Genomic DNA, 18,133 nt, shown 5'->3' with positions numbered 1-18,133 from the left:
CCGGAACCGACCAGGTTCCGGGGGCCTTCGTCATGCGCCGAGGCTAGATCTCGTACGTCACCCGCGGCGCGGCCAGCTCCACCGGCCCGTCGAACACCTCACGCGCGTCACGCAGGTTCACCCGCGGATCGGTCCACGGCGGGATGTGCGTGAGCACCAGTCGCCGCACGCCGGCCCGCGCCGCCGTCTCGCCCGCCTCGCGCCCGTTGAGGTGCAGGTCCGGGATGCTCTCCTTGCCGTGCGTGAACGCTGCCTCGCACAGGAACAGGTCGGTGTCCCGGGCCAGCTCGTCCAGCACCTCGGTGACCCCCGTGTCGCCGGAGTACGTCATCGACCGCCCGCCGTGCTCGACACGGATGGCGTAGGCCTCCACGGGATGGCGGACCCGCTCGGTGTGCACCGTGAACGGGCCGATCTCGAACGTGGACGGCTTGACGGTGTGGAAGTCGAACACCTCGCTCATGGACGAGGCGGAGGGGGTGTCGGCGTAGGCGGTGGTCAGGCGGTGTTCGGTGCCCTCGGGGCCGTAGACCGGGAGGGGGTCGCAGCGGCCGCCCTCGTGGCGGTAGTAGCGCGCGACGAAGTACGCGAGCATGTCGATGCAGTGATCGGCGTGCAGATGGCTCAGGAAGATCGCGTCCAGGTCGTAGAGACCGCAGTGGCGCTGCAGCTCGCCAAGGGCGCCGTTGCCCATGTCGAGGAGCAGCCGGAAGCCGTCGGCCTCGACGAGGTAGCTCGAGCAGGCCGATTCCGCGGACGGGAACGACCCCGAGCAGCCGACGACGGTGAGCTTCATGAAGCAGAAACCTCCGTTGGCAAAAAGATCAAAAAGGGGCTGGAAACGGGGGTCGTGCGGTCCGTCGAGCGTAAGGCGCGAAAGCACTGGTCGCTCCTCCGCCAGGGGCCGTTGTGGGCGAACTCACCTGTGCTGTCACCGGTTCGGCTGGACCTGGGGCGCAGAAGGATTCGCAGAGGGCGCGCAATCCTTGGCGTGCGCCGGTAACGTCGTCGTATGGACACGTCCTGGTGGCTGGCACTCGCGGCGGTGGTGCTGCTCGCGCTGGTCGCCACGCTCATCGACGGCTGGGGGCGCGGTCGCCGGTACGCCGGCCGGCGCCTCGGAGCGCTCGGCCGCGCGCGCCCGGGGCAGGCCGCCCGGCCGGTCCCCGGGGACATCTGGTGGGCGGACGTCCCTTACGAGGACCGCGCCGACGCGAAGGACCGGCCGTGTCTGGTGCTGGCCGTGCGCGGGAACCGGGCCACGGTCGCCAAGATCAGCAGCAAGTACCACGACGAGCGCGCGGGTGTGATTCCCCTGCCGCCGGGCGCGGTCGGCGACGCCCGCGGCCGCCCGAGCTTCCTGGAGACCGACGAGCTGCGCGAGGTGCCCGTCGGCGACTTCCGGCGCCGGGTGGGTGTGGTGGACCCGGTTCTGTGGGACCAGGTACGGCACCTGGCCGGCTGATCACTTCACGTTCACCGTGACCGTCCACTCCTGAATGCCCTTGCAGGACACCTGGCCCGGCGCCGTCGGCGTGGCGCACAGCGGCCGGGAGGACGTCAGTTTCTCGGTGCCGGTGGCCACCGCCTGGTACGCGGCCGTCGCCTGGCCCGGCAGGATGACGAAGCCCGCGTTGATGCCCTTCAGCGTGCTTCCGGTGGCCATGAGCGGCTTCCAGGGACGGGACTTGGTGCCCTCCAGGGTGACCCGGACCTCGCCGCCCTTGGCCACGCACACGGTACGGCCGCTGTCGGAGGCCTTGAGCTGGACGAGGGGGGCGCAGCCGGCGCCGCTCGGGGACGCGGACGGTGACACCTTGCTGCCACCGCTGCCGGTGTCCTTGCCGCTGTGGGAGCCGCAGCCGGCGAGGAGCAGCGCTGTGGCCGCGAGGGCACAGAAGGTCGTACGGCGCATGGGGGTTCGCCTTTCTGCCGTGCGTGGCCGTGGGGGTCGGCCGCCTGGTGCAGATGTGACGTACCGGTACTGAAAAAGGATCCCGCACGCGGACGATTTCCGCGTGCGGGACCCTGGGCCGTGCGGAGGATCAGCTGGTCGTCAGGGCGGTGTCGTCCACGACGAAGCTGGTCTGCAGCGAGGAGTCCTCCACGCCGTTGAACTTCAGGGTGACCGTCTGGCCCGCCAGCGAGGACAGGTCGAAGGTCTTCTGCGCGTACCCGGAGTTCGCGTTGAGGTTCGAGTACGTCGCCAGGGTGGTCGAACCGGCGGTCACGGTCAGCTTGTCGTACGCGGTGCTGCCGGTCTCGGCGGTGTCGATGTGCAGGTAGAAGGTGAGCGTGGCCTTGCAGCCGGCCGGGATCGTCACCGACTGGGACACGGTGTCGGTGTGGCTGGAGCCGTAGCCGTCGAGCCAGGCGTAGTACGAGCCGCCGTGGGCCGCCTCACCGGTGTCGTTGGTGATGACGCCGGTGGAGGCGCTCCAGCCGGTGTTGCCCGACTCGAAGCCCGGGTTCGCCAGCAGCTGGGAGGAGGAGCAGGTGCCACCGGAGGAGCCGACCGTCCAGGTGAAGGAGGTCGAGCCGGAGGCGCCGGTGGAGTCCTGCGCGGTGACCGTGACCTGGTAGGTGCCGGCGGTGGAGGCCGTACCGGAGATCAGGCCGGTGGAGCTGTTGATGGACAGCCCGGTCGGCAGACCGGAGGCGCTGTAGGTGAGGGCCGCGCCCGCGCTGTCGCTGGCCTGGATCTGCAGGCTCGCCGAGCTTCCGGTGGTGGTCGACTGGCTGCCGGGGTTGGTGACGGTCACCGTGTTGCCGCTGCTGGAGCCGGCGGTGAAGGCGGCGGTGCCGTTCGGGGTGCCCCAGCCGGTCGGGCCGTCGTAGCCGGTGCGCGCGGTGCAGAAGTACGAGGTGGAGCAGGAGCCGTTGGAGCCGCTGGTCACGTCGTACAGGTTGGAGGTGTGGGAGTACGGGTACTTCGCCGGGTAGTCGCTCGCGCCCGGGGTGCCCGCGAGGGCGTAGACGCCGGCGACGATCGGCGCGGAGGCGCTGGTGCCGCCCACGACACCCCAGCCGGAGCCGCCGTAGGTGTCGTAGACCGCCACACCGGTGGCCGGGTCGGCGACCGCGGAGACGTCGGCCTCCATGCGCTTGGCGCAGCCGGAGTCGGTCTGCCAGCTCGGCTTCGGGTCGTACGCCGAGCAGCCGGAGCCGGTGCCCTCGGTGGAGTTGGTGTGCCACACCGACTCGCTCCAGCCGCGGGAGTTGGAGGCGGTGGTCAGCGCGGTGCCGCCGACGGCCGTCACGTACTGGGAGGTGGCCGGGTACTCGGCGCCGTAGGCGGAGTCACCCGAGGAGACGGTGATCGCGACACCCGGGTGCTTGAAGTACGAGGTGTCCTCGCTGGTCTGCGAGGAGGACTCGGAGCCGCCCCAGCTGTTGGAGACGAACTTGGCGCCGAGCGAGACGGCCTCGTTCTCGGCGATGCCGAGGTCGGTGTCGTTGGCGGAGTTGGCCTCGACCAGGATGATGCTGCAGTTCGGGCAGATGGCGCTGACCATGTCGATGTCGAGCGCCTCTTCACCGGCCCAGCCGCTGTCGTTGGTCGGCAGCGAGGTGGTGGAGCCGGTCTGGCTGACCTGCTTGAAGCAGCCGTTGGCCTTGGTGCAGGAGGACAGGCCGTAGGTGGAGCGGTAGGTGGCCAGATCCGACTCGGCGTTGGGGTCGTTGTAGGCGTCGACGATGGCGACCGTCATGCCCGAACCGCCCGTGGTGGGCAGGTTGTAGGCGCTGTGCAGGTTGGCCGGGGAGAGGCCGGAGGGCGCGGCCGCGAGGGCGGCGGCGAGGCGCTGACGGATGTCCGTGCGGCGCTGGGCGAAGCAGGACGCGTAGCCCGGCTTGGCCTTGGCGCACAGATGCTCGGTCGGCACCTTCTGGCCGGCCTTGCCCGTCGAGTGGAAGGTCTGCCGCGTGGGGTCGGTCAGCGCCTTGGCGTTCTGTGTGACCTTGGAGGTGTGCGGGTGCGCGGTGGCGGCCTGGGCGCCGGCGGTCGGTGCGGCGACCAGTCCGGCGACGGTCAGGGCTAGCGCGGGGAAGGCGACGGCGACGAGTCTTCGCAGACTCCGTCTCCGCCGCGTCGGGCGTGACTCACGCATGGGGTACTGCCTCCGGTAGACGTGGGGTATCGCACTGGATTGGCAGGCCCGTGACGCGCGTAGCGGCGGCAGAACCGCGCAGTCATGAGCATGACACTCACAGACACCTGACAGTCCGCCGCGTGAGCGTGACATGCCAGAGTGTGGGAGGAACCTAGCCTTGGCCCCAGCGTGACCGGCAGTACCTCAAAGGAATTCTTTGCCTGTCCATAGGAATGACTTGGAATGACTTAGCCCCCTCATTAGGAGGGGGCGAAGACGCGGTTGAGGCGGGTCAGGCCCAGAGCTGGCCCTGGAGCGTCTCGATGGCCTCCTCGGTGGTGGCCGCCGTGTAGACGCCGGTGGACAGGTACTTCCAGCCGCCGTCGGCCACGATGAAGACGATGTCGGCGGACTCCCCCGCCTTGACCGCCTTCCTGCCCACACCGATCGCCGCGTGCAGGGCCGCGCCGGTCGAGACGCCCGCGAAGATGCCCTCCTGCTGGAGGAGTTCACGGGTGCGGGTGACCGCGTCGGCCGAGCCGACCGAGAAGCGGCTGGTGAGGACCGAGGCGTCGTACAGCTCGGGGACGAAGCCCTCGTCCAGGTTCCTGAGGCCGTACACCAGGTCGTCGTAGCGCGGTTCGGCGGCGACGATCTGGACGCCCGGCTTGTGCTCGCGCAGGTAACGGCCGACGCCCATCAGGGTGCCGGTGGTGCCGAGGCCGGCCACGAAGTGGGTGATCGAGGGGAGGTCGGCGAGGATCTCGGGGCCGGTGGTGGCGTAGTGGGCGCCGGCGTTGTCCGGGTTGCCGTACTGGTAGAGCATCACCCAGTCGGGGTGCTCGGCGGCCAGCTCCTTGGCCACGCGTACGGCGGTGTTGGAGCCGCCCGCGGCCGGGGAGGAGATGATCTCGGCGCCCCACATGCCGAGCAGGTCCCGGCGCTCCTGCGAGGTGTTCTCCGGCATCACGCACACCATGCGGTAGCCCTTGAGCTTGGCGGCCATGGCGAGGGAGATGCCGGTGTTGCCCGAGGTGGGCTCCAGAATGGTGCAGCCCGGGGTGAGCCGGCCGTCCTTCTCCGCCTGCTCGATCATGTGCAGCGCGGGACGGTCCTTGACCGAGCCGGTGGGGTTGCGGTCCTCCAGCTTCGCCCAGATGCGGACGTCGGCGGACGGCGACAGCCGCGGCAGGCGCACCAAGGGGGTGTTGCCCACCGCGGCCAGCGGGGAGTCGTAGCGCATCGCTGCTCAGCGACCGATCAGCGCATGCCGCCGGCGACGGCCGGCAGGATCGTCACGGTGTCGCCGTCGGACAGCTTGGTGTCGATGCCGTCGATGAAGCGCACGTCCTCGTCGTTCAGGTACACGTTGACGAAGCGGCGCAGCTTGCCCTCGTCCACGATGCGGGCCTGGATGCCCGCGTGCCGGGTGTCGAGGTCGGCGAACAGCTCGGCGAGGGTGTTCCCGCTGCCCTCCACCGCCTTCTGGCCGTCCGTGTACGTGCGGAGGATGGTCGGGATGCGGACCTCGATGGCCATGGCTCAGGGCTCCTGTCGGAAGGTGTCGTCGGTTCGGTCAGGCGCGCGGCGGCGGCGCGCCGCGGCTCAATGCCGGACGGCGGCAGCGGGGTGGATCAACAGATGGCGCTGTTCAGCCTGCACAGGTCGACGTGCAGCCGCGCCACGAGCAGCATGCCCGGCGCCTTGTCGCTCACGTCGAGAAGAACCATGGGCTCATCGTATCGATTCCCGGTCCGGGTCCCGGAGTGTGATCCCGCATGCCGGACAGATTTCATCCGCACTGCGAGATCGAGGCGCTCAGTAGGCCTCCACGACCTTGACCTCCTCCTCCGTGACCTCGCCGTCCACGATCCGGAAGGAGCGGAACTGGAAGTCGCCGAGACCGTCGGTGTCGGCGGTGGAGACCAGGACGTAGTGGGCACCGGGCTCGTTGGCGTAGGAGATGTCGGTGCGCGAGGGGTAGGCCTCGGTGGCCGTGTGGGAGTGGTAGATGACCACCGGGTCCTCGTCGCGGTCGTCCAGCTCGCGGTAGAGCCTCAGCAGATCGCCCGAGTCGAACTCGTAGAAGGTCGGCGACATCGCCGCGTTCAGCATCGGGATGAAGCGCTCGGGGCGGTCCGTGCCCGCCGGGCCCGCGACGACGCCGCACGCCTCGTCGGGGTGGTCCTTGCGGGCATGGGCGACGATCTGGTCGACGAGGGCCTGGGTGATGGTCAGCATGTCCGTCAGGATAAGCAGAAGGGCCGTTCCGTACCGATGGATGGTACGGAACGGCCCATATGCCGGACGTCCTGAGCGGCAGCCGCAGCGGGGCACCACGAGAGCCCCGTGCGGCCGGACGTCCCTGGGGGATGGTCAGCGCTTGCGGAAGGCCGCGGCCTCCGGGTTGCGGCGCTTGAGCACCCAGTAGGAGACGCCGAGGATCGCGGCCCACAGCGGAGCACAGTAAAGCGACACCCGGGCGTCCTTGTCGATGCCCATGAGCACGATCACCATCAGGATGAACGCCAGCGCGAAGACGCTCGTGTACGGCGCCCCCGGCGCGCGGAACCCGCTCTGCGGAAGCAGCCCGCGGTTCGCCTTCGCCCGGTAGCGGATCTGGCAGACCAGAATGACGATCCAGGCCCACATGCCGGAGATGGTCGCGAAGGAGACGACGTAGTCGAACGCCTCGCCCGGCCACTGGTAGTTGATCCAGACGCCGACCAGCATGAGCGCGGCGGAGAACGTCGTGCCGGCCAGCGGGGTACCGCTGCGCGTCAGCTTGGTGAAGAACTTCGGGCCCTGGCTGTTGAGCGCCAGGTCGCGCAGCATGCGGCCGGTGGAGTACATGCCGGAGTTGCAGGAGGACAGCGCGGCCGTGAGGACGACGAAGTTCACGATGCCGGCGCCGGCGGCCAGGCCCATCTTCTGGAAGGCGGCCACGAAGGGGCTCACCCCCGGGTGGAAGTTCGTCCACGGCACGACCGAGAGGATCATGATCAGCGCGCCGACGTAGAAGACGGCGATACGCCACGGCACGGTGTTGATGGCCTTGGGCAGCACCTTCTCGGGGTCCTTGGACTCGCCCGCGGTGACGCCGACCAGCTCGACGGCGAGGAAGGCGAACATGACCATCTGCAGGGTCATCAGCGTGTTGCCGACGCCGTGCGGGAAGAAGCCGCCGTCGCTCCACAGGTGGCTCACCGAGGCGGTCCTGCCCGCGTCGGAGAAGCCGATCGTGAGGATGCCGGCGCAGATCAGGATCATGCCGATGATCGCGGTGACCTTGACCATGGAGAACCAGAACTCCAGCTCACCGAAGAGCTTCACGGAGATCAGGTTGGCGCCGTACAGCACGATCGTGAAGATCAGGGCCGACACCCACTGCGGGATGTCGAACCAGTACGTCATGTAGGCGGCCGCGGCCGTGACCTCGGTGATGCCGGTGACCACCCAGAACAGCCAGTACGTCCAGCCGGTGACGAAGCCCGCGAAGGGGCCGATGAACTCGCGCGCGTACTCCGAGAACGAACCCGACACCGGGCGGTACATCAGCAGTTCGCCGAGCGCCCGCATGATCAGGAAGATGACGAGGCCCGCGATGGCGTAGGCCAGGATGAGACTGGGGCCCGCCTTGGAAATGCCCTTGCCCGCGCCGAGGAACAGGCCGGTGCCGATGGCACCGCCGATGGCGATCATCTGGATCTGCCGGGACCCGAGCCCGCGCTGGTATCCCTCGCCGCCCTCGCTGTCGGCCGGCGCGGCGTCCTTGCCGTCGCGAAGCTGGTCGACCTGCGCTGAGGTCATGTGTGGTGCGCCTTTCTCCATGCCGACCCGGGCCTTTCGTCGGCCTCGGATCGGGTTTCGATCCCCCCGGATTGCTGGAGCTGGGCGGGTTTCCAGGTCCGCCCGTGCCTGGCCGACGGTCGTCGGCTCGGTGGCGCACCCGGCCGAACATGGGTGGTGTCGGCCGGGCGGTCGTGAAGATTTATCACGGCCGCAACATTGATCACGGGGGCGTGATGTGGCGCATCACACAGGGAAAAGGGGGCAAAGAGCGCTCGAATGCGGCAAACCAGGCCGCAACGGTGACGGGATCGTTATCCGGATTTGAGCGTCCGCTGAGCGAACACCCGGCAGTGTAAAATGCCGGGATTACGCCATTAGCGTGTTGACCAGGGTCTCCTGGAGCCCGCCCAGCCACAGATAGGCCATCACCATCGGCTTGCGCGGGTCCTCGTCCGGGAGCCGGTAGAGCAGATCGGTGTCGTCCTCGTCGGTGATCTCCAGCCGGGTGCCGATAGCGAGCCGCAGGTCGTTGAGGGCGCCGAGCCACTGCCGGGACTCCGCCGGCGCCAGCTTCAGCACCGCCCCGCCCTCGTCCACCGGGGTGAGCGCGTCCAGGGCGCGGATCACCGCGAGCGCGTTCTCACGCTTGCCGGCGCGCAGGTCGTTCTCGGTGTACCGGCGGAACTCGGCGGAGTGCGCCTGCTGCTCCTCGGCATCGGCGGGCGAGTCCGGGGCCTGCTCCGGGTCGATGTAGGCGTCCGGGAAGAGTCTTCTGAGCACCGGGTCGGCGGGCGGTTCGCTCGGGCCCTCCGCGAACAGCTCGGCGAGCGGGTCCTTGGGGCTGTCGGCGCCCGGCCCGGGGCCGATGAGCTCCAGGAGCTGGACGGCCAGCGACCGGATGATGGAGATCTCGACGTCGTCGAGCGCGACGGCCGCGCCGCCGCCGGGGAGCGGTTCGAAATGTCCGGGCATGTAAATGAGTTCGCTACTTCCGGTCCTGCTGCAGGGTGGCCCACAGACCGTAGCCGTGCATCGCCTGCACGTCGCGCTCCATCTCCTCGCGAGTCCCGCTGGAGACGACCGCCCGGCCCTTGTGGTGGACGTCGAGCATGAGCTTGGTGGCTTTGTCCTTCGAGTACCCGAAGTACGACTGGAAGACATACGTCACGTAGCTCATGAGGTTGACCGGGTCGTTGTGCACGATCGTGACCCAGGGGACGTCGGGCTCGGGTACGGCGAAGACCTCCTCCGCCGACTCGGTGCGTTCGATCTCTAGGGGCGCGGGTGACGTCACATTGCCCATGCTGCCACGGCTAGGAAAAATCGTCACACCGACGAAAAGGGAGTACGATCCCCAGTCATGAACACAGCGGACCTTGGGCTGCCGGTGGACGTTCCCTCGACGGCGCTCTTCACCGACCAGTACGAGCTGACCATGCTGCAGGCGGCCCTGAAGGCCGGTACGGCCGAACGGCGGAGCGTGTTCGAGGTCTTCACCAGGCGCCTGCCGGACGGACGCCGCTACGGCGTGGTGGCGGGCACCGGGCGTGTCCTGGACGCGGTGGAGAACTTCCGCTTCGACGCGGGCGTCCTCGGCTTCCTGGCCGAGCGGCAGATCGTCGACGAGCGGACCCTGAAGTGGCTCGCCGACTACCGCTTCAGCGGGGACATCTGGGGCTACCCCGAGGGCGAGGTCTACTTCCCCGGCTCGCCGATCATGCGCGTCGAGGGCACCTTCGCCGAGTGCGTGCTGCTGGAGACGGTGATTCTCTCCATCCTCAACCACGACTCCGCGATCGCCGCGGCCGCCTCCCGGATGGCCTCCGCCGCCGGGGAGCGCCCGCTGATCGAGATGGGCGCCCGCCGCACCCACGAGCTGGCGGCGGTCGCCGCCGCGCGCGCCGCGTACGTCGGCGGCTTCGCGACCACCTCCGACCTCGCGGCCGGCTTCCGCTACGGCATCCCGACGGTCGGCACCTCGGCCCACGCCTTCACCCTGCTCCACGACCGCGAGCGGGACGCCTTCCAGGCCCAGGTCGACACCCTCGGCCGGGGCACCACCCTGCTCGTGGACACCTACGACGTCGCCGAGGCCGTCCGTACGGCGGTGGAGGTGGCCGGCCCCGAGCTGGGCGCGGTCCGCATCGACTCCGGCGACCTGCTGCTCGTCGCCCACCGGGTGCGCCAGCAGCTGGACGAGCTCGGCGCGGCCAGCACCAAGATCGTCGTCACCTCCGACCTGGACGAGTACGCGATCGCCTCCCTCGCCGCCGCTCCCGTGGACGCGTACGGCGTCGGCACCCAGCTGGTGACCGGCTCCGGGCATCCGACCTGCTCCATGGTCTACAAGCTGGTCGCCCGCGCCGAGTCCGGCGACCCGAAGGTGCCGCTGGTGCCGGTCGCGAAGAAGTCCAGCGGCGGCAAGACCTCCATCGGGGGCCGCAAGTGGGCGGCGCGCCGGCTGGACGAGGACGGGGTGGCGGAGGCCGAGGTGGTGGGCACCGGCCCGGTCCCGGCGGACCTCGCCGACCGCCAACTGCTGGTGGAGCTGATCAAGGGCGGGGACGTCGTGGCCCGCGAGCCACTGGACGTACCGCGCGACCGCCACATCGCCGCCCGCGCGAACCTTCCCCTCTCCGCCACCCAGCTCTCCCGAGGGGAACCTGTCATTCCGACGGAGTACGTCCAGGGGCGCTCGGGTAGCTAAAGCGGGACCGCCGTCCGCCCCGCCCACGCCCTCTCCCCTACGGGCCCGTAAGTCTCTAGGCTCAGTTACTTAATCCTCAGTCGAAGGACACCCACCATGCGCCGCGCCTTGATCGTCGTAGATGTGCAGAACGACTTCTGCGAGGGAGGCAGTCTCGCGGTGGCCGGGGGTGCGGACGTGGCCGCCGCCATCACGGAACTGATCGGCCAGACCGGGGGCAGCGGATACCGCCATGTGGTGGCCACCCGCGACCACCACATCGCGCCCGGCGGCCACTTCGCCGACAACCCCGACTTCGTCCACTCCTGGCCCGCGCACTGTGTCGCGGGCACGGAGGGGGTGGGCTTCCACCCCAACTTCGCCCCCGCCGTCGCCTCCGGCGCGGTCGACGCGGTCTTCTCCAAGGGGGAGTACTCGGCGGCCTACAGCGGCTTCGAGGGCAAGGAGGAGAACGGCACACCGCTGGCCGACTGGCTCCACGCCCGCCATATCGACGAGGTCGACGTGGTCGGCATAGCCACGGACCACTGCGTACGCGCCACGGCCCTGGACGCCGCGCGGGAGGGCTTCCGCACCCAGGTCCTGCTGGACCTCACAGCGGGGGTGGCCGCGGAGACGACGGAGAGGGCACTGGAGGAGCTGCGGGAGGCGGGCGTGGAACTCACGGGCAAGCCCGTGGTCAGTGGCTGAGGGTCACTGAACCACCGCTGACCTGCGAAGCAGTGTCCGGATCGGGTGCCACAGCTCGTTCACGATGACACCGTTGTCCGTCGGTGCCGTGCGCCATATCAGGCCGTCCGGATGGTGCAGCACGGCCGTGATCTCGTCCGGTGTCGGGGGCGCGGCGTTCCCCCGGAGGTAGATCGCGCGCAACCCCAGGTTGCGGAGCCTGGTCAGGGCTCGGGCGCGGTTCTGGGCGTGCACCAGTACCCGCACCGCGGCGGAGCCGTAGGGCAGATTCAGCGCCACCACGACCGTGCCGTTCGGCAGCTTGCAGAAGCCTCCAGCGGCCATGCGGTCACATCCCCGTTTCGGTCGGTGTCAATAAGCGGTCCACAGGACGCACCTAAACACGATCGGCGGCGACCCGCCAAGGGGTCGCCGCCGATACGCGTCTGACCTGCGAAAACGTGGACCACTTCAGCGCGGGGCCGACCTTGCGCAAGATCACCGAGCCGTTCTCGGCCTCCTTGACGATCGTGATCTCGGTGTCGGTGTCAGTGAACTGCGTTCGTTTCACGAACCTGCTCGCGGCCTATGCCTCCACCCCATGACTCCGTGCGCCCCCTGTGCACCGGTACCGTGGGTTAGGTCACGCTTACCGGGTGCCTGGCTCGGGCATGCACGCGAAGAGAGTCGAATGGCACGCCCATCCGAAGAATCGAATCCCCCGAAGACTTCCGAGGAAACGATTGCCATGCCTCGTCCGACCGCCGCACAGCTCGTTTACGGTTCGTGCACCGTGATCTTCTCGACGCTCGCCATGCTGCTGCTGTCCCAGACGAGTTCGGGCCTCGGGGTCAGCGTCATCGCCCTCGCGGCGCTGGCCCTCGGGCTGCTCGTGGCGATGACGGTGCCGCTGCCGAAGGTCCGCACCACCGGGGCACCGGACCGGACACCGGCCGAGTCCGCCGAGCCCGCGCCCCAGGAGCAGCCGGTGTCGACGGCCCTGTGAACGGGCGCCCATGACGTTCGCTCAACCTGTGCTGACCACCACCGTCTTGGCCGCCTTGTCGTGCAGCCCCTGCTTGTAGGGCTTGTCGAAGTAGCTCCAGCCGCCGCAGATCGCCGTCCAGATGCAGAGACAGCAGAAGGCGAACGGCACCCACAGCACCAGGGCGCGGATCAGGTTGGTCTGCACCGAGGGGGTGGCGCCGTTGTCCAGGTTCGCCACCCGCAAGTTGAGCCACTTCTTGCCGAGGGTCTGGCCGTACTTGCTCATCATGAAGGTGTCGTACGCGACGAACAGCACGACCGCGATGAAGGACTGCCCCACGGACTTGCCGACCGTGACGTGGTCGCCGTTGACCTGGTACGCGCGCACCCCGAACGCCCAGATGAGCAGCCAGACGACGATGCCGACGAGGATCATGTCGGCGATCCGCGCGAGCGTCCGCCTGCCGCTGTCGGCAAGCGGGGGCATACCGGCGAGCGGGTCGTCGGGGTAACCGCCGGCACCCGCGCCGTAAGGGCCGCCCCCATGGGGTCCGGCGCCTTCGTACGGGCCGCCGCCGTAGGGAGGCGGCTGGTCTCCGCCGTACGGGGGCGGGGGCTGGTTGCCGTACGGCGGCGGGGGCTCCCCGCTTCCGTACGGGGGCGGCTGGCCCCCACCCGGGGGCTGCCCGCCGCCCGGTGGCGGAGGCTGCTGGGCACCGCCGTACGGGGTGTCGTACGGCGAGCCCGACCCCCGCTCCGACGGGGGCCGCTTCCTGAACGGGTCGTCCTCCGGGGGCTGCTCTCCGGAGCCGGGGGGCGGTTCGCTGCTCATGGCCCGAGTGGACCGCGAACACCCCGGCTCCGCATCCGGCGAACGTCCTTACGGAGTACGGCCGTCCGGATGACCGCCCCGTTCCGCACTCAGTCCGCGACGAAGGTGTGCGCCGCCTTGTCGTGCCAGCACTGGTGCCAGGGCCGGTCGAACAGGCACCACAACACCCCGACGATCCCGATGCCGAGCAGGCCGGGCACGCTGTAGACCAGCCAGCGGCGCAGCGCGAGGCCGAAGGTGGGGGGCTCGTGCGCCTCGATGTCCCGCACTTCGAGCCCCAGCAGCTTCTTGCCGAGGGTGCGGCCCCATCTGGCGGTCGGCAGCACCTCGTACCCGACGCCGGCGAGCAGCAGGACCGCGAGCACGATGCCGAGGCTGGTGGCGGTCGTGCCGTCGAGCAGCCAGACGGTGACCTCGCGGCCGGACAGCCTGGCCGCGTCGATCTTCTGCTGGACATGGTCGACGGCCTTGGTGCCGAGCGGCACGGCGGCGGCCGCCGTGACGGCGCCCACGACCAGGGTGTCGATCAGCCGGGCGGCGAACCGCTTGCCGAGTCCGGCGGGACGGGCGGCGGCCTGCCGGCGCGCGGCCGCCTGGAACGGGTCCTCCACCGGCGGCTTCCACGGCGCCACGGACTGCCCGTCCGCGCCACCGGCCAGCTGGTGCACCTGCTGCGCCCAGGACGCCTGCCCGCCGCCGGGCCCGCTGGTCACCGGGGTGACCGGGGCACCGCCCTGCGCCGGCACCGAGGGCGCCACGGCCGCCTGGGCGGGCTGTGCGGACGGGGCCTGCGGCGTCTGCGGGGCGGCGGCGCGGGCGGCGGCGGCCTTGCCGGCACCGAAGCCGGGGCCGTCGGCCGGGGAGGCGGGGTTCGGGGAGGACGCGGCGGAGGGCTGGGTCGGCGCGCCGACGGGGCCCTGCGGTCCGAAGCCACCGGGCGCCGCCCCCGAGCCGGGGGCCTGCGGGCCGAAGCCACCGGGCCCCGCGGACGAACCGGACGCACCGGCGTCATGGCCGCCCGCGCCCGTCCCGGGCCCACCGGAGGCTGCCGCCTGCGAGCCGGACGCGGGCGCGCGGAAGCCGGGGCCCTGGGCCGCGCCGTGCGCACCGAAGCCGGAGCCCGCCCCGGCTTCCGGGCCGGAGCCCTGCGGGCCCCGCCGGCCCGGGCCGGGTACCGGGCGGAACGTCATCGTGCCGTCGTCCTTGACGGCCGCGGGCCCCGGGACCGGGCGGCGGAAGAGGAAGGTGCCGCCGGGGTCCTGCTCCTCGCCCTCCCCCGGCCCGCCGTCGCTACGGCCGCCCTGGCCGCCAGGCCCCGCCTGGCCACCGGCGCCTGCCTGCCCGGCGTGCGGACCACCCGGACCGGCACCCGGCTGCCCCGCGCCCCAGGCGCCGGCTCCGCCCTGGCCGTCGGGAGTCCATGCACCGGCGGTGTCCTGGCCGGAGGGCGTCGGCTGGGGGTCCTCGTCGAAGAAGTGGGGGCCCGTCTCCTCCACCGCCGAAGGCGCGGCACGGACACCGGGCGGCGGGGTGAGCGGTTCGCCGTCCTTCGGCGCCGGGCGGCTGGTGCCGGGCACCCAGGAAGCGCCGTTCCAGTACCGGACGTATCCGGGGATGGACGGGTCCGGGTAGTAGCCCTCGCGGGGCCTGTCGTCACCTGGGGCCGGGGTTGGGGCGCTCATGTCCGTCGTCCCGTATCTGCTCGGGGGTGGGATGGGAGCCTCCACATCTATCAGACCGCGGCAGCCCGCAGCGCCAGTCCCGCAGGACCCACCCCTTTCCGGGCAACTCCGTGCCCGGCTCTCACACGTTCGCGAAAAAACTTTCCCCGAACCCGCGTAACGGCCCGCCCCCTGCCCCCTCTCCCCCGGTGCGGGCCCGTTCCGAGCGGGCCCGAACAGACCCGAAGGAAAGGACACGCAGGTCATGCAACACACCGTGGTGGAGCGGGAGCTGGAACTGAGGCTCATCCTGTCGCCGGAGCGCAGCATCCCGGTGCCGGCCCGGCTGAGCTACCGCTCCGACGATCCGTACGCCGTCCACATCACCTTCCACATCAACTCGCAGTCCCCGGTCAACTGGACGTTCGCCCGCGACCTGCTGGTGGAGGGCGTGTTCCGGCCGTGCGGGCAGGGGGACGTGCGGGTGTGGCCGACGAAGGTGGAGGGGCGCGGTGTCGTGCTGATGGCGCTGAGCTCGCCGGACGGGGACGCGCTGCTTCAGGCGCCGGTCCCGCAGGTGTCGGCCTGGCTGGAGCGGACGCTGCGGACCGTGCCGCCGGGGGCGGAGGGCGGGCGGCTGGGCATCGACGACGCGCTCGACCAGCTGCTCGCCCGGTGAGTGGCCCTGCCGGGGGCTCAGAGGACCTTGCCCGGGTTGAGGATGTTCAGCGGGTCGAAGGCCTGCTTCACGGCCCGCTGCATCTCGACCCCGACCGGGCCGATCTCCCGGGCCAGCCACTCCTTCTTCAGTACGCCGACGCCGTGTTCGCCGGTGATGGTGCCGCCGAGCTCCAGGCCGAGGGCCATGATCTCGTCGAAGGACTCGCGGGCCCGCCGGGACTCGTCCACGTCCGCCGCGTCGAAGCAGACGGTGGGGTGGGTGTTGCCGTCGCCGGCGTGGGCGCAGACGCCGATGGTCAGGTCGTACTTGGCGGCGATCCGCTCGACGCCCTCCAGCATCGCGCCGAGCTGCGAGCGGGGCACACACACGTCGTCGATCATCGTCGTGCCCTTGACCGCCTCCAGCGCGGTCAGCGAGAGCCGCCGGGCCTTGAGCAGCATCTCGGACTCGGCCGCGTCCTCGGCCGGGACCACCTCGGTGGCGCCGGCGGCCTCGCACAGGGCGCCGACGGCGGCGAGGTCGGCGGCCGGGTCCGGGGTGTCGAAGGCGGCCAGCAGCAGCGCCTCGGTGGTCTCCGGGAGGCCCATGTGGGCGAGGTCGTTGACCGCCTTGACGGTCGTACGGTCCATCAGTTCGAGGAGGGACGGGACGTGACCGCCCTCCATGATCCGGCAGACGGCGTCGCAGGCGGCGGCCGCGGAGGGGAACTCGGCGGCCAGCACCAGCTGCTGCGGCGGCTTGGGCTTCAACGCCAGCACGGCCCGTACGACGATGCCGAGGGAGCCCTCGGAGCCGACGAACAGGCGGGTGAGGTCGTACCCGGCGACGCCCTTCGCGGTGCGGCGGCCGGTGGACATCAGACGGCCGTCGGCCAGCACCACGTCCAGGCCGAGCACGTACTCGGCGGTGACCCCGTACTTCACACAGCACAGGCCGCCGGACCCGGTGCCGATGTTGCCGCCGATGGTGCACATCTCCCAGCTGGAGGGGTCCGGCGGGTAGTACAGGCCGTGTTCCTCGACCGCGCGGGAGAGGGTCGCGTTGATCACGCCGGGTTCGACCACGGCGATCCGGTCGACGGGGCTGATCTCCAGGATGCGGTCCATCTTGGTGAGGGACAGCACGATGCAGCCGTCGGTGGCGTTGGCACCGCCGGACAGGCCGCTGCGGGCGCCCTGCGGGACCACCGGGACGCGCAGTGCGGTGGCGGTGCGCATGACGTGCTGGACCTGTTCGACGGTGCGCGGCAGGACGACCACGGCCGGGGTGCCGGCCGGGCAGAAGCTCGCCATGTCGTTGGCGTAGGAGGCGGTGACGTCGGGGTCGGTCAGGACGGCCTCGGCGGGCAGGCCGGCCAGGAGCCGGTCAGTGAGGTTGCCGGCGTCCACGGCGTCTTCGGAGCGGGGCGCTTCGATACGGCTCATGATCAAAGGGTCGCACTCACGGCCACCGGTGTGAACCCGTCCGTACTGCGCTCGCCCCGCCCGACTGAACCCCGTACGGACCTACAGGTTGCCGCGCTTGGCCTGCTCCCGCTCGATCGCCTCGAACAGGGCCTTGAAGTTGCCCTTGCCGAAGCCCATGGAGCCGTGCCGTTCGATGATCTCGAAGAAGACCGTCGGCCGGTCCTGGACCGGCTTGGTGAAGATCTGCAGCAGATAGCCGTCCTCGTCACGGTCGGCGAGGATCTTCAGCTCGCGCAGGGTCTCGATCGGCACCCGGGTGTCTCCGACCCACTCGCCAAGGGTGTCGTAGTAGGAGTCGGGGGTGTCGAGGAACTCGACGCCGGCCGCGCGCATGGTGCGGACCGTCTGCACGATGTCGTTGGTGTTCAGCGCGATGTGCTGGACGCCGGCGCCGCCGTAGAACTCCAGGTACTCGTCGATCTGGGACTTCTTCTTGGCGATCGCGGGCTCGTTGATCGGGAACTTGACCTTGAGGGTGCCGTCCGCGACGACCTTCGACATCAGCGCGCTGTACTCGGTGGCGATGTCGTCGCCCACGAACTCCTTCATGTTCGTGAAGCCCATGACCTTGTTGTAGAACCCGACCCACTCGTTCATCCTGCCGAGTTCCACGTTGCCGACGCAGTGGTCGATGGCCTGGAAGGTGCGCTGGGCGGGCGGTGCGACCATCGGCTTGGCGGCGACGTAACCGGGCAGGTAGGGGCCGTCGTAGCCGGAGCGGTCGACCAGGGTGTGGCGGGTCTCGCCGTAGGTGGCGATCGCGGCGAGGACGACGGTGCCGTGCTCGTCCTTCAGCTCGTACGGCTCGACGACGCTCTTCGCGCCGTGCTCGACGGCGTACGTGTACGCGGCGCGGGCGTCCGGGACCTCGATGGCCAGGTCGATGACGCCGTCGCCGTGCTCGGCCACGTGCTGGGCGAGGAAGTGGCCCCAGGCGCTGCTCGGCTTGATCACCGAGGTGAACACGAAGCGGGCGGAGCCGTTCTCGAGCACATAACTGGCGGTCTCGCGGCTGCCGTTCTCCGGTCCGGAGTAGGCGACCAGCTTCATGCCGAAGGCGGTGGAGTAGTAGTGCGCCGCCTGCTTGGCGTTGCCCACGGCGAAGACGACCGCGTCCATTCCCTTGACCGGGAAGGGGTCGGCCTGCCGGGCGGTGTCGGGAGTGTGGTGAGTGGTCTGCGTCATAGCGGAAGCGTGGACCGGCCCTGCAAGGTGCGCAATAGTTTCCGTTTCCACTGGGCAATCT

21 protein-coding genes are annotated in these 18,133 nt (G+C 70.3%); 6 read left to right on the top strand and 15 right to left on the bottom strand.

What is annotated here, in order from left to right; translation table 11 throughout:
* Positions 1-43 precede the first annotated feature (43 nt).
* A complete protein-coding gene (locus ACZ418_RS00555) occupies positions 44-796 on the bottom strand; it encodes an MBL fold metallo-hydrolase (protein ID WP_468354704.1) in 753 nt (250 codons plus the stop codon).
* A gap of 216 nt (positions 797-1,012) precedes the next feature.
* Here ACZ418_RS00555 and ACZ418_RS00550 point away from each other — a divergent pair, with 216 nt between their 5' ends.
* Positions 1,013-1,465, top strand: coding sequence for a type II toxin-antitoxin system PemK/MazF family toxin (locus ACZ418_RS00550; RefSeq protein WP_468354701.1), 453 nt, complete (start codon positions 1,013-1,015; stop codon positions 1,463-1,465).
* Here ACZ418_RS00550 and ACZ418_RS00545 read toward each other — a convergent pair whose 3' ends face one another.
* From ACZ418_RS00545 to clpS, 9 genes are all read right to left on the bottom strand, one after another.
* On the bottom strand, positions 1,466-1,915 hold the full coding sequence (locus tag ACZ418_RS00545) for a hypothetical protein (RefSeq protein WP_468354698.1): 450 nt from the start codon (positions 1,913-1,915) through the stop codon (positions 1,466-1,468).
* A gap of 130 nt (positions 1,916-2,045) precedes the next feature.
* Positions 2,046-4,109 (bottom strand): putative Ig domain-containing protein, encoded by a 2,064-nt coding sequence (locus ACZ418_RS00540; RefSeq protein ID WP_468354695.1) that lies wholly within the window; start codon positions 4,107-4,109, stop codon positions 2,046-2,048.
* A gap of 274 nt (positions 4,110-4,383) precedes the next feature.
* Positions 4,384-5,334, bottom strand: a complete 951-nt coding sequence (locus ACZ418_RS00535) for a PLP-dependent cysteine synthase family protein (RefSeq protein WP_351025503.1) — start codon at positions 5,332-5,334, stop codon at positions 4,384-4,386.
* Between the two features lie 17 nt (positions 5,335-5,351).
* Complete coding sequence (locus ACZ418_RS00530; protein ID WP_468354691.1) at positions 5,352-5,630, bottom strand: MoaD/ThiS family protein; 279 nt, start codon at positions 5,628-5,630, stop codon at positions 5,352-5,354.
* Between the two features lie 95 nt (positions 5,631-5,725).
* The gene (locus tag ACZ418_RS00525) at positions 5,726-5,821 is read right to left on the bottom strand and encodes a putative leader peptide (RefSeq protein ID WP_317774922.1); all 96 of its coding nucleotides are present in this window, start codon (positions 5,819-5,821) and stop codon (positions 5,726-5,728) included.
* Between the two features lie 88 nt (positions 5,822-5,909).
* The gene (locus ACZ418_RS00520) at positions 5,910-6,332 is read right to left on the bottom strand and encodes a M67 family metallopeptidase (protein ID WP_468354688.1); all 423 of its coding nucleotides are present in this window, start codon (positions 6,330-6,332) and stop codon (positions 5,910-5,912) included.
* 135 nt (positions 6,333-6,467) lie between these two features.
* The gene (locus tag ACZ418_RS00515) at positions 6,468-7,901 is read right to left on the bottom strand and encodes an amino acid permease (RefSeq protein ID WP_468354685.1); all 1,434 of its coding nucleotides are present in this window, start codon (positions 7,899-7,901) and stop codon (positions 6,468-6,470) included.
* Between the two features lie 348 nt (positions 7,902-8,249).
* Positions 8,250-8,855, bottom strand: a complete 606-nt coding sequence (locus ACZ418_RS00510; protein WP_468354682.1) for a DUF2017 domain-containing protein — start codon at positions 8,853-8,855, stop codon at positions 8,250-8,252.
* A 13-nt stretch (positions 8,856-8,868) separates the two neighbouring features.
* Entirely contained in the window at positions 8,869-9,186 is a 318-nt protein-coding gene (gene clpS, locus ACZ418_RS00505) for an ATP-dependent Clp protease adapter ClpS (protein ID WP_351809912.1), read from the bottom strand.
* Positions 9,187-9,243: 57 nt separating this feature from the next.
* Here clpS and ACZ418_RS00500 point away from each other — a divergent pair, with 57 nt between their 5' ends.
* Both ACZ418_RS00500 and ACZ418_RS00495 read left to right on the top strand, forming a co-directional pair.
* Positions 9,244-10,590 (top strand): nicotinate phosphoribosyltransferase, encoded by a 1,347-nt coding sequence (locus ACZ418_RS00500; RefSeq protein WP_468354679.1) that lies wholly within the window; start codon positions 9,244-9,246, stop codon positions 10,588-10,590.
* Positions 10,591-10,686: 96 nt separating this feature from the next.
* Positions 10,687-11,280 (top strand): nicotinamidase, encoded by a 594-nt coding sequence (locus ACZ418_RS00495; RefSeq protein ID WP_468354676.1) that lies wholly within the window; start codon positions 10,687-10,689, stop codon positions 11,278-11,280.
* Between the two features lie 3 nt (positions 11,281-11,283).
* Here the strand turns inward: ACZ418_RS00495 and ACZ418_RS00490 are convergent, their stop codons facing one another.
* Positions 11,284-11,604 carry a hypothetical protein gene (locus tag ACZ418_RS00490; RefSeq protein ID WP_468354673.1) on the bottom strand — a complete coding sequence of 107 codons (321 nt, stop codon included), beginning with the start codon at positions 11,602-11,604 and terminating at the stop codon, positions 11,284-11,286.
* A gap of 116 nt (positions 11,605-11,720) precedes the next feature.
* Here ACZ418_RS00490 and ACZ418_RS00485 point away from each other — a divergent pair, with 116 nt between their 5' ends.
* Both ACZ418_RS00485 and ACZ418_RS00480 read left to right on the top strand, forming a co-directional pair.
* Complete coding sequence (locus tag ACZ418_RS00485) at positions 11,721-11,864, top strand: hypothetical protein (RefSeq protein WP_468354669.1); 144 nt, start codon at positions 11,721-11,723, stop codon at positions 11,862-11,864.
* A gap of 143 nt (positions 11,865-12,007) precedes the next feature.
* A complete protein-coding gene (locus ACZ418_RS00480) occupies positions 12,008-12,265 on the top strand; it encodes a hypothetical protein (RefSeq protein ID WP_468354666.1) in 258 nt (85 codons plus the stop codon).
* Between the two features lie 21 nt (positions 12,266-12,286).
* On the opposite strand, the gene ACZ418_RS00475 is transcribed toward ACZ418_RS00480, so the two are convergent.
* Entirely contained in the window at positions 12,287-13,078 is a 792-nt protein-coding gene (locus ACZ418_RS00475; RefSeq protein WP_468354662.1) for an RDD family protein, read from the bottom strand.
* Between the two features lie 89 nt (positions 13,079-13,167).
* On the bottom strand, positions 13,168-14,760 hold the full coding sequence (locus tag ACZ418_RS00470) for an RDD family protein (protein WP_468354659.1): 1,593 nt from the start codon (positions 14,758-14,760) through the stop codon (positions 13,168-13,170).
* Positions 14,761-15,004: 244 nt separating this feature from the next.
* Between ACZ418_RS00470 and ACZ418_RS00465 the strand changes: the two genes are divergently transcribed.
* Positions 15,005-15,418 (top strand): SsgA family sporulation/cell division regulator, encoded by a 414-nt coding sequence (locus tag ACZ418_RS00465; protein WP_468354656.1) that lies wholly within the window; start codon positions 15,005-15,007, stop codon positions 15,416-15,418.
* A 17-nt stretch (positions 15,419-15,435) separates the two neighbouring features.
* On the opposite strand, the gene ACZ418_RS00460 is transcribed toward ACZ418_RS00465, so the two are convergent.
* Together ACZ418_RS00460 and hppD are read right to left on the bottom strand one after the other, a co-directional pair.
* Positions 15,436-16,851 (bottom strand): FAD-binding oxidoreductase, encoded by a 1,416-nt coding sequence (locus tag ACZ418_RS00460; protein ID WP_468354652.1) that lies wholly within the window; start codon positions 16,849-16,851, stop codon positions 15,436-15,438.
* Between the two features lie 75 nt (positions 16,852-16,926).
* Positions 16,927-18,072: a 4-hydroxyphenylpyruvate dioxygenase gene (hppD, locus tag ACZ418_RS00455; protein ID WP_468354647.1), complete on the bottom strand. Its 1,146-nt coding sequence runs from the start codon at positions 18,070-18,072 to the stop codon at positions 16,927-16,929.
* Between the last annotated feature and the right edge of the window lie 61 nt (positions 18,073-18,133).

Source organism: Streptomyces sp. NPDC030820, assembly GCF_055572075.1.
The sequence above is the reverse complement of the archived record's forward strand: the minus strand, read 5'-3'. Positions and strand labels throughout refer to the sequence as shown.

What these genes read in the sequence shown, in the direction of transcription:
- ACZ418_RS00495 (WP_468354676.1), top strand. Translation starts at nt 10,687, where the DNA reads ATGCGCCGCGCCTTGATCGTCGTAGATGTGCAGAACGACTTCTGCGAG.
- ACZ418_RS00510 (WP_468354682.1), bottom strand. Translation starts at nt 8,855, where the DNA reads ATGCCCGGACATTTCGAACCGCTCCCCGGCGGCGGCGCGGCCGTCGCG.
- ACZ418_RS00500 (WP_468354679.1), top strand. Translation starts at nt 9,244, where the DNA reads ATGAACACAGCGGACCTTGGGCTGCCGGTGGACGTTCCCTCGACGGCG.
- ACZ418_RS00465 (WP_468354656.1), top strand. Translation starts at nt 15,005, where the DNA reads ATGCAACACACCGTGGTGGAGCGGGAGCTGGAACTGAGGCTCATCCTG.
- ACZ418_RS00520 (WP_468354688.1), bottom strand. Translation starts at nt 6,332, where the DNA reads ATGCTGACCATCACCCAGGCCCTCGTCGACCAGATCGTCGCCCATGCC.
- ACZ418_RS00470 (WP_468354659.1), bottom strand. Translation starts at nt 14,760, where the DNA reads ATGAGCGCCCCAACCCCGGCCCCAGGTGACGACAGGCCCCGCGAGGGC.
- ACZ418_RS00490 (WP_468354673.1), bottom strand. Translation starts at nt 11,604, where the DNA reads ATGGCCGCTGGAGGCTTCTGCAAGCTGCCGAACGGCACGGTCGTGGTG.
- ACZ418_RS00475 (WP_468354662.1), bottom strand. Translation starts at nt 13,078, where the DNA reads ATGAGCAGCGAACCGCCCCCCGGCTCCGGAGAGCAGCCCCCGGAGGAC.
- ACZ418_RS00550 (WP_468354701.1), top strand. Translation starts at nt 1,013, where the DNA reads ATGGACACGTCCTGGTGGCTGGCACTCGCGGCGGTGGTGCTGCTCGCG.
- ACZ418_RS00540 (WP_468354695.1), bottom strand. Translation starts at nt 4,109, where the DNA reads ATGCGTGAGTCACGCCCGACGCGGCGGAGACGGAGTCTGCGAAGACTC.
- ACZ418_RS00545 (WP_468354698.1), bottom strand. Translation starts at nt 1,915, where the DNA reads ATGCGCCGTACGACCTTCTGTGCCCTCGCGGCCACAGCGCTGCTCCTC.
- ACZ418_RS00530 (WP_468354691.1), bottom strand. Translation starts at nt 5,630, where the DNA reads ATGGCCATCGAGGTCCGCATCCCGACCATCCTCCGCACGTACACGGAC.
- ACZ418_RS00555 (WP_468354704.1), bottom strand. Translation starts at nt 796, where the DNA reads ATGAAGCTCACCGTCGTCGGCTGCTCGGGGTCGTTCCCGTCCGCGGAA.
- clpS (WP_351809912.1), bottom strand. Translation starts at nt 9,186, where the DNA reads ATGGGCAATGTGACGTCACCCGCGCCCCTAGAGATCGAACGCACCGAG.
- ACZ418_RS00525 (WP_317774922.1), bottom strand. Translation starts at nt 5,821, where the DNA reads ATGGTTCTTCTCGACGTGAGCGACAAGGCGCCGGGCATGCTGCTCGTG.
- ACZ418_RS00515 (WP_468354685.1), bottom strand. Translation starts at nt 7,901, where the DNA reads ATGACCTCAGCGCAGGTCGACCAGCTTCGCGACGGCAAGGACGCCGCG.
- ACZ418_RS00535 (WP_351025503.1), bottom strand. Translation starts at nt 5,334, where the DNA reads ATGCGCTACGACTCCCCGCTGGCCGCGGTGGGCAACACCCCCTTGGTG.
- hppD (WP_468354647.1), bottom strand. Translation starts at nt 18,072, where the DNA reads ATGACGCAGACCACTCACCACACTCCCGACACCGCCCGGCAGGCCGAC.
- ACZ418_RS00480 (WP_468354666.1), top strand. Translation starts at nt 12,008, where the DNA reads ATGCCTCGTCCGACCGCCGCACAGCTCGTTTACGGTTCGTGCACCGTG.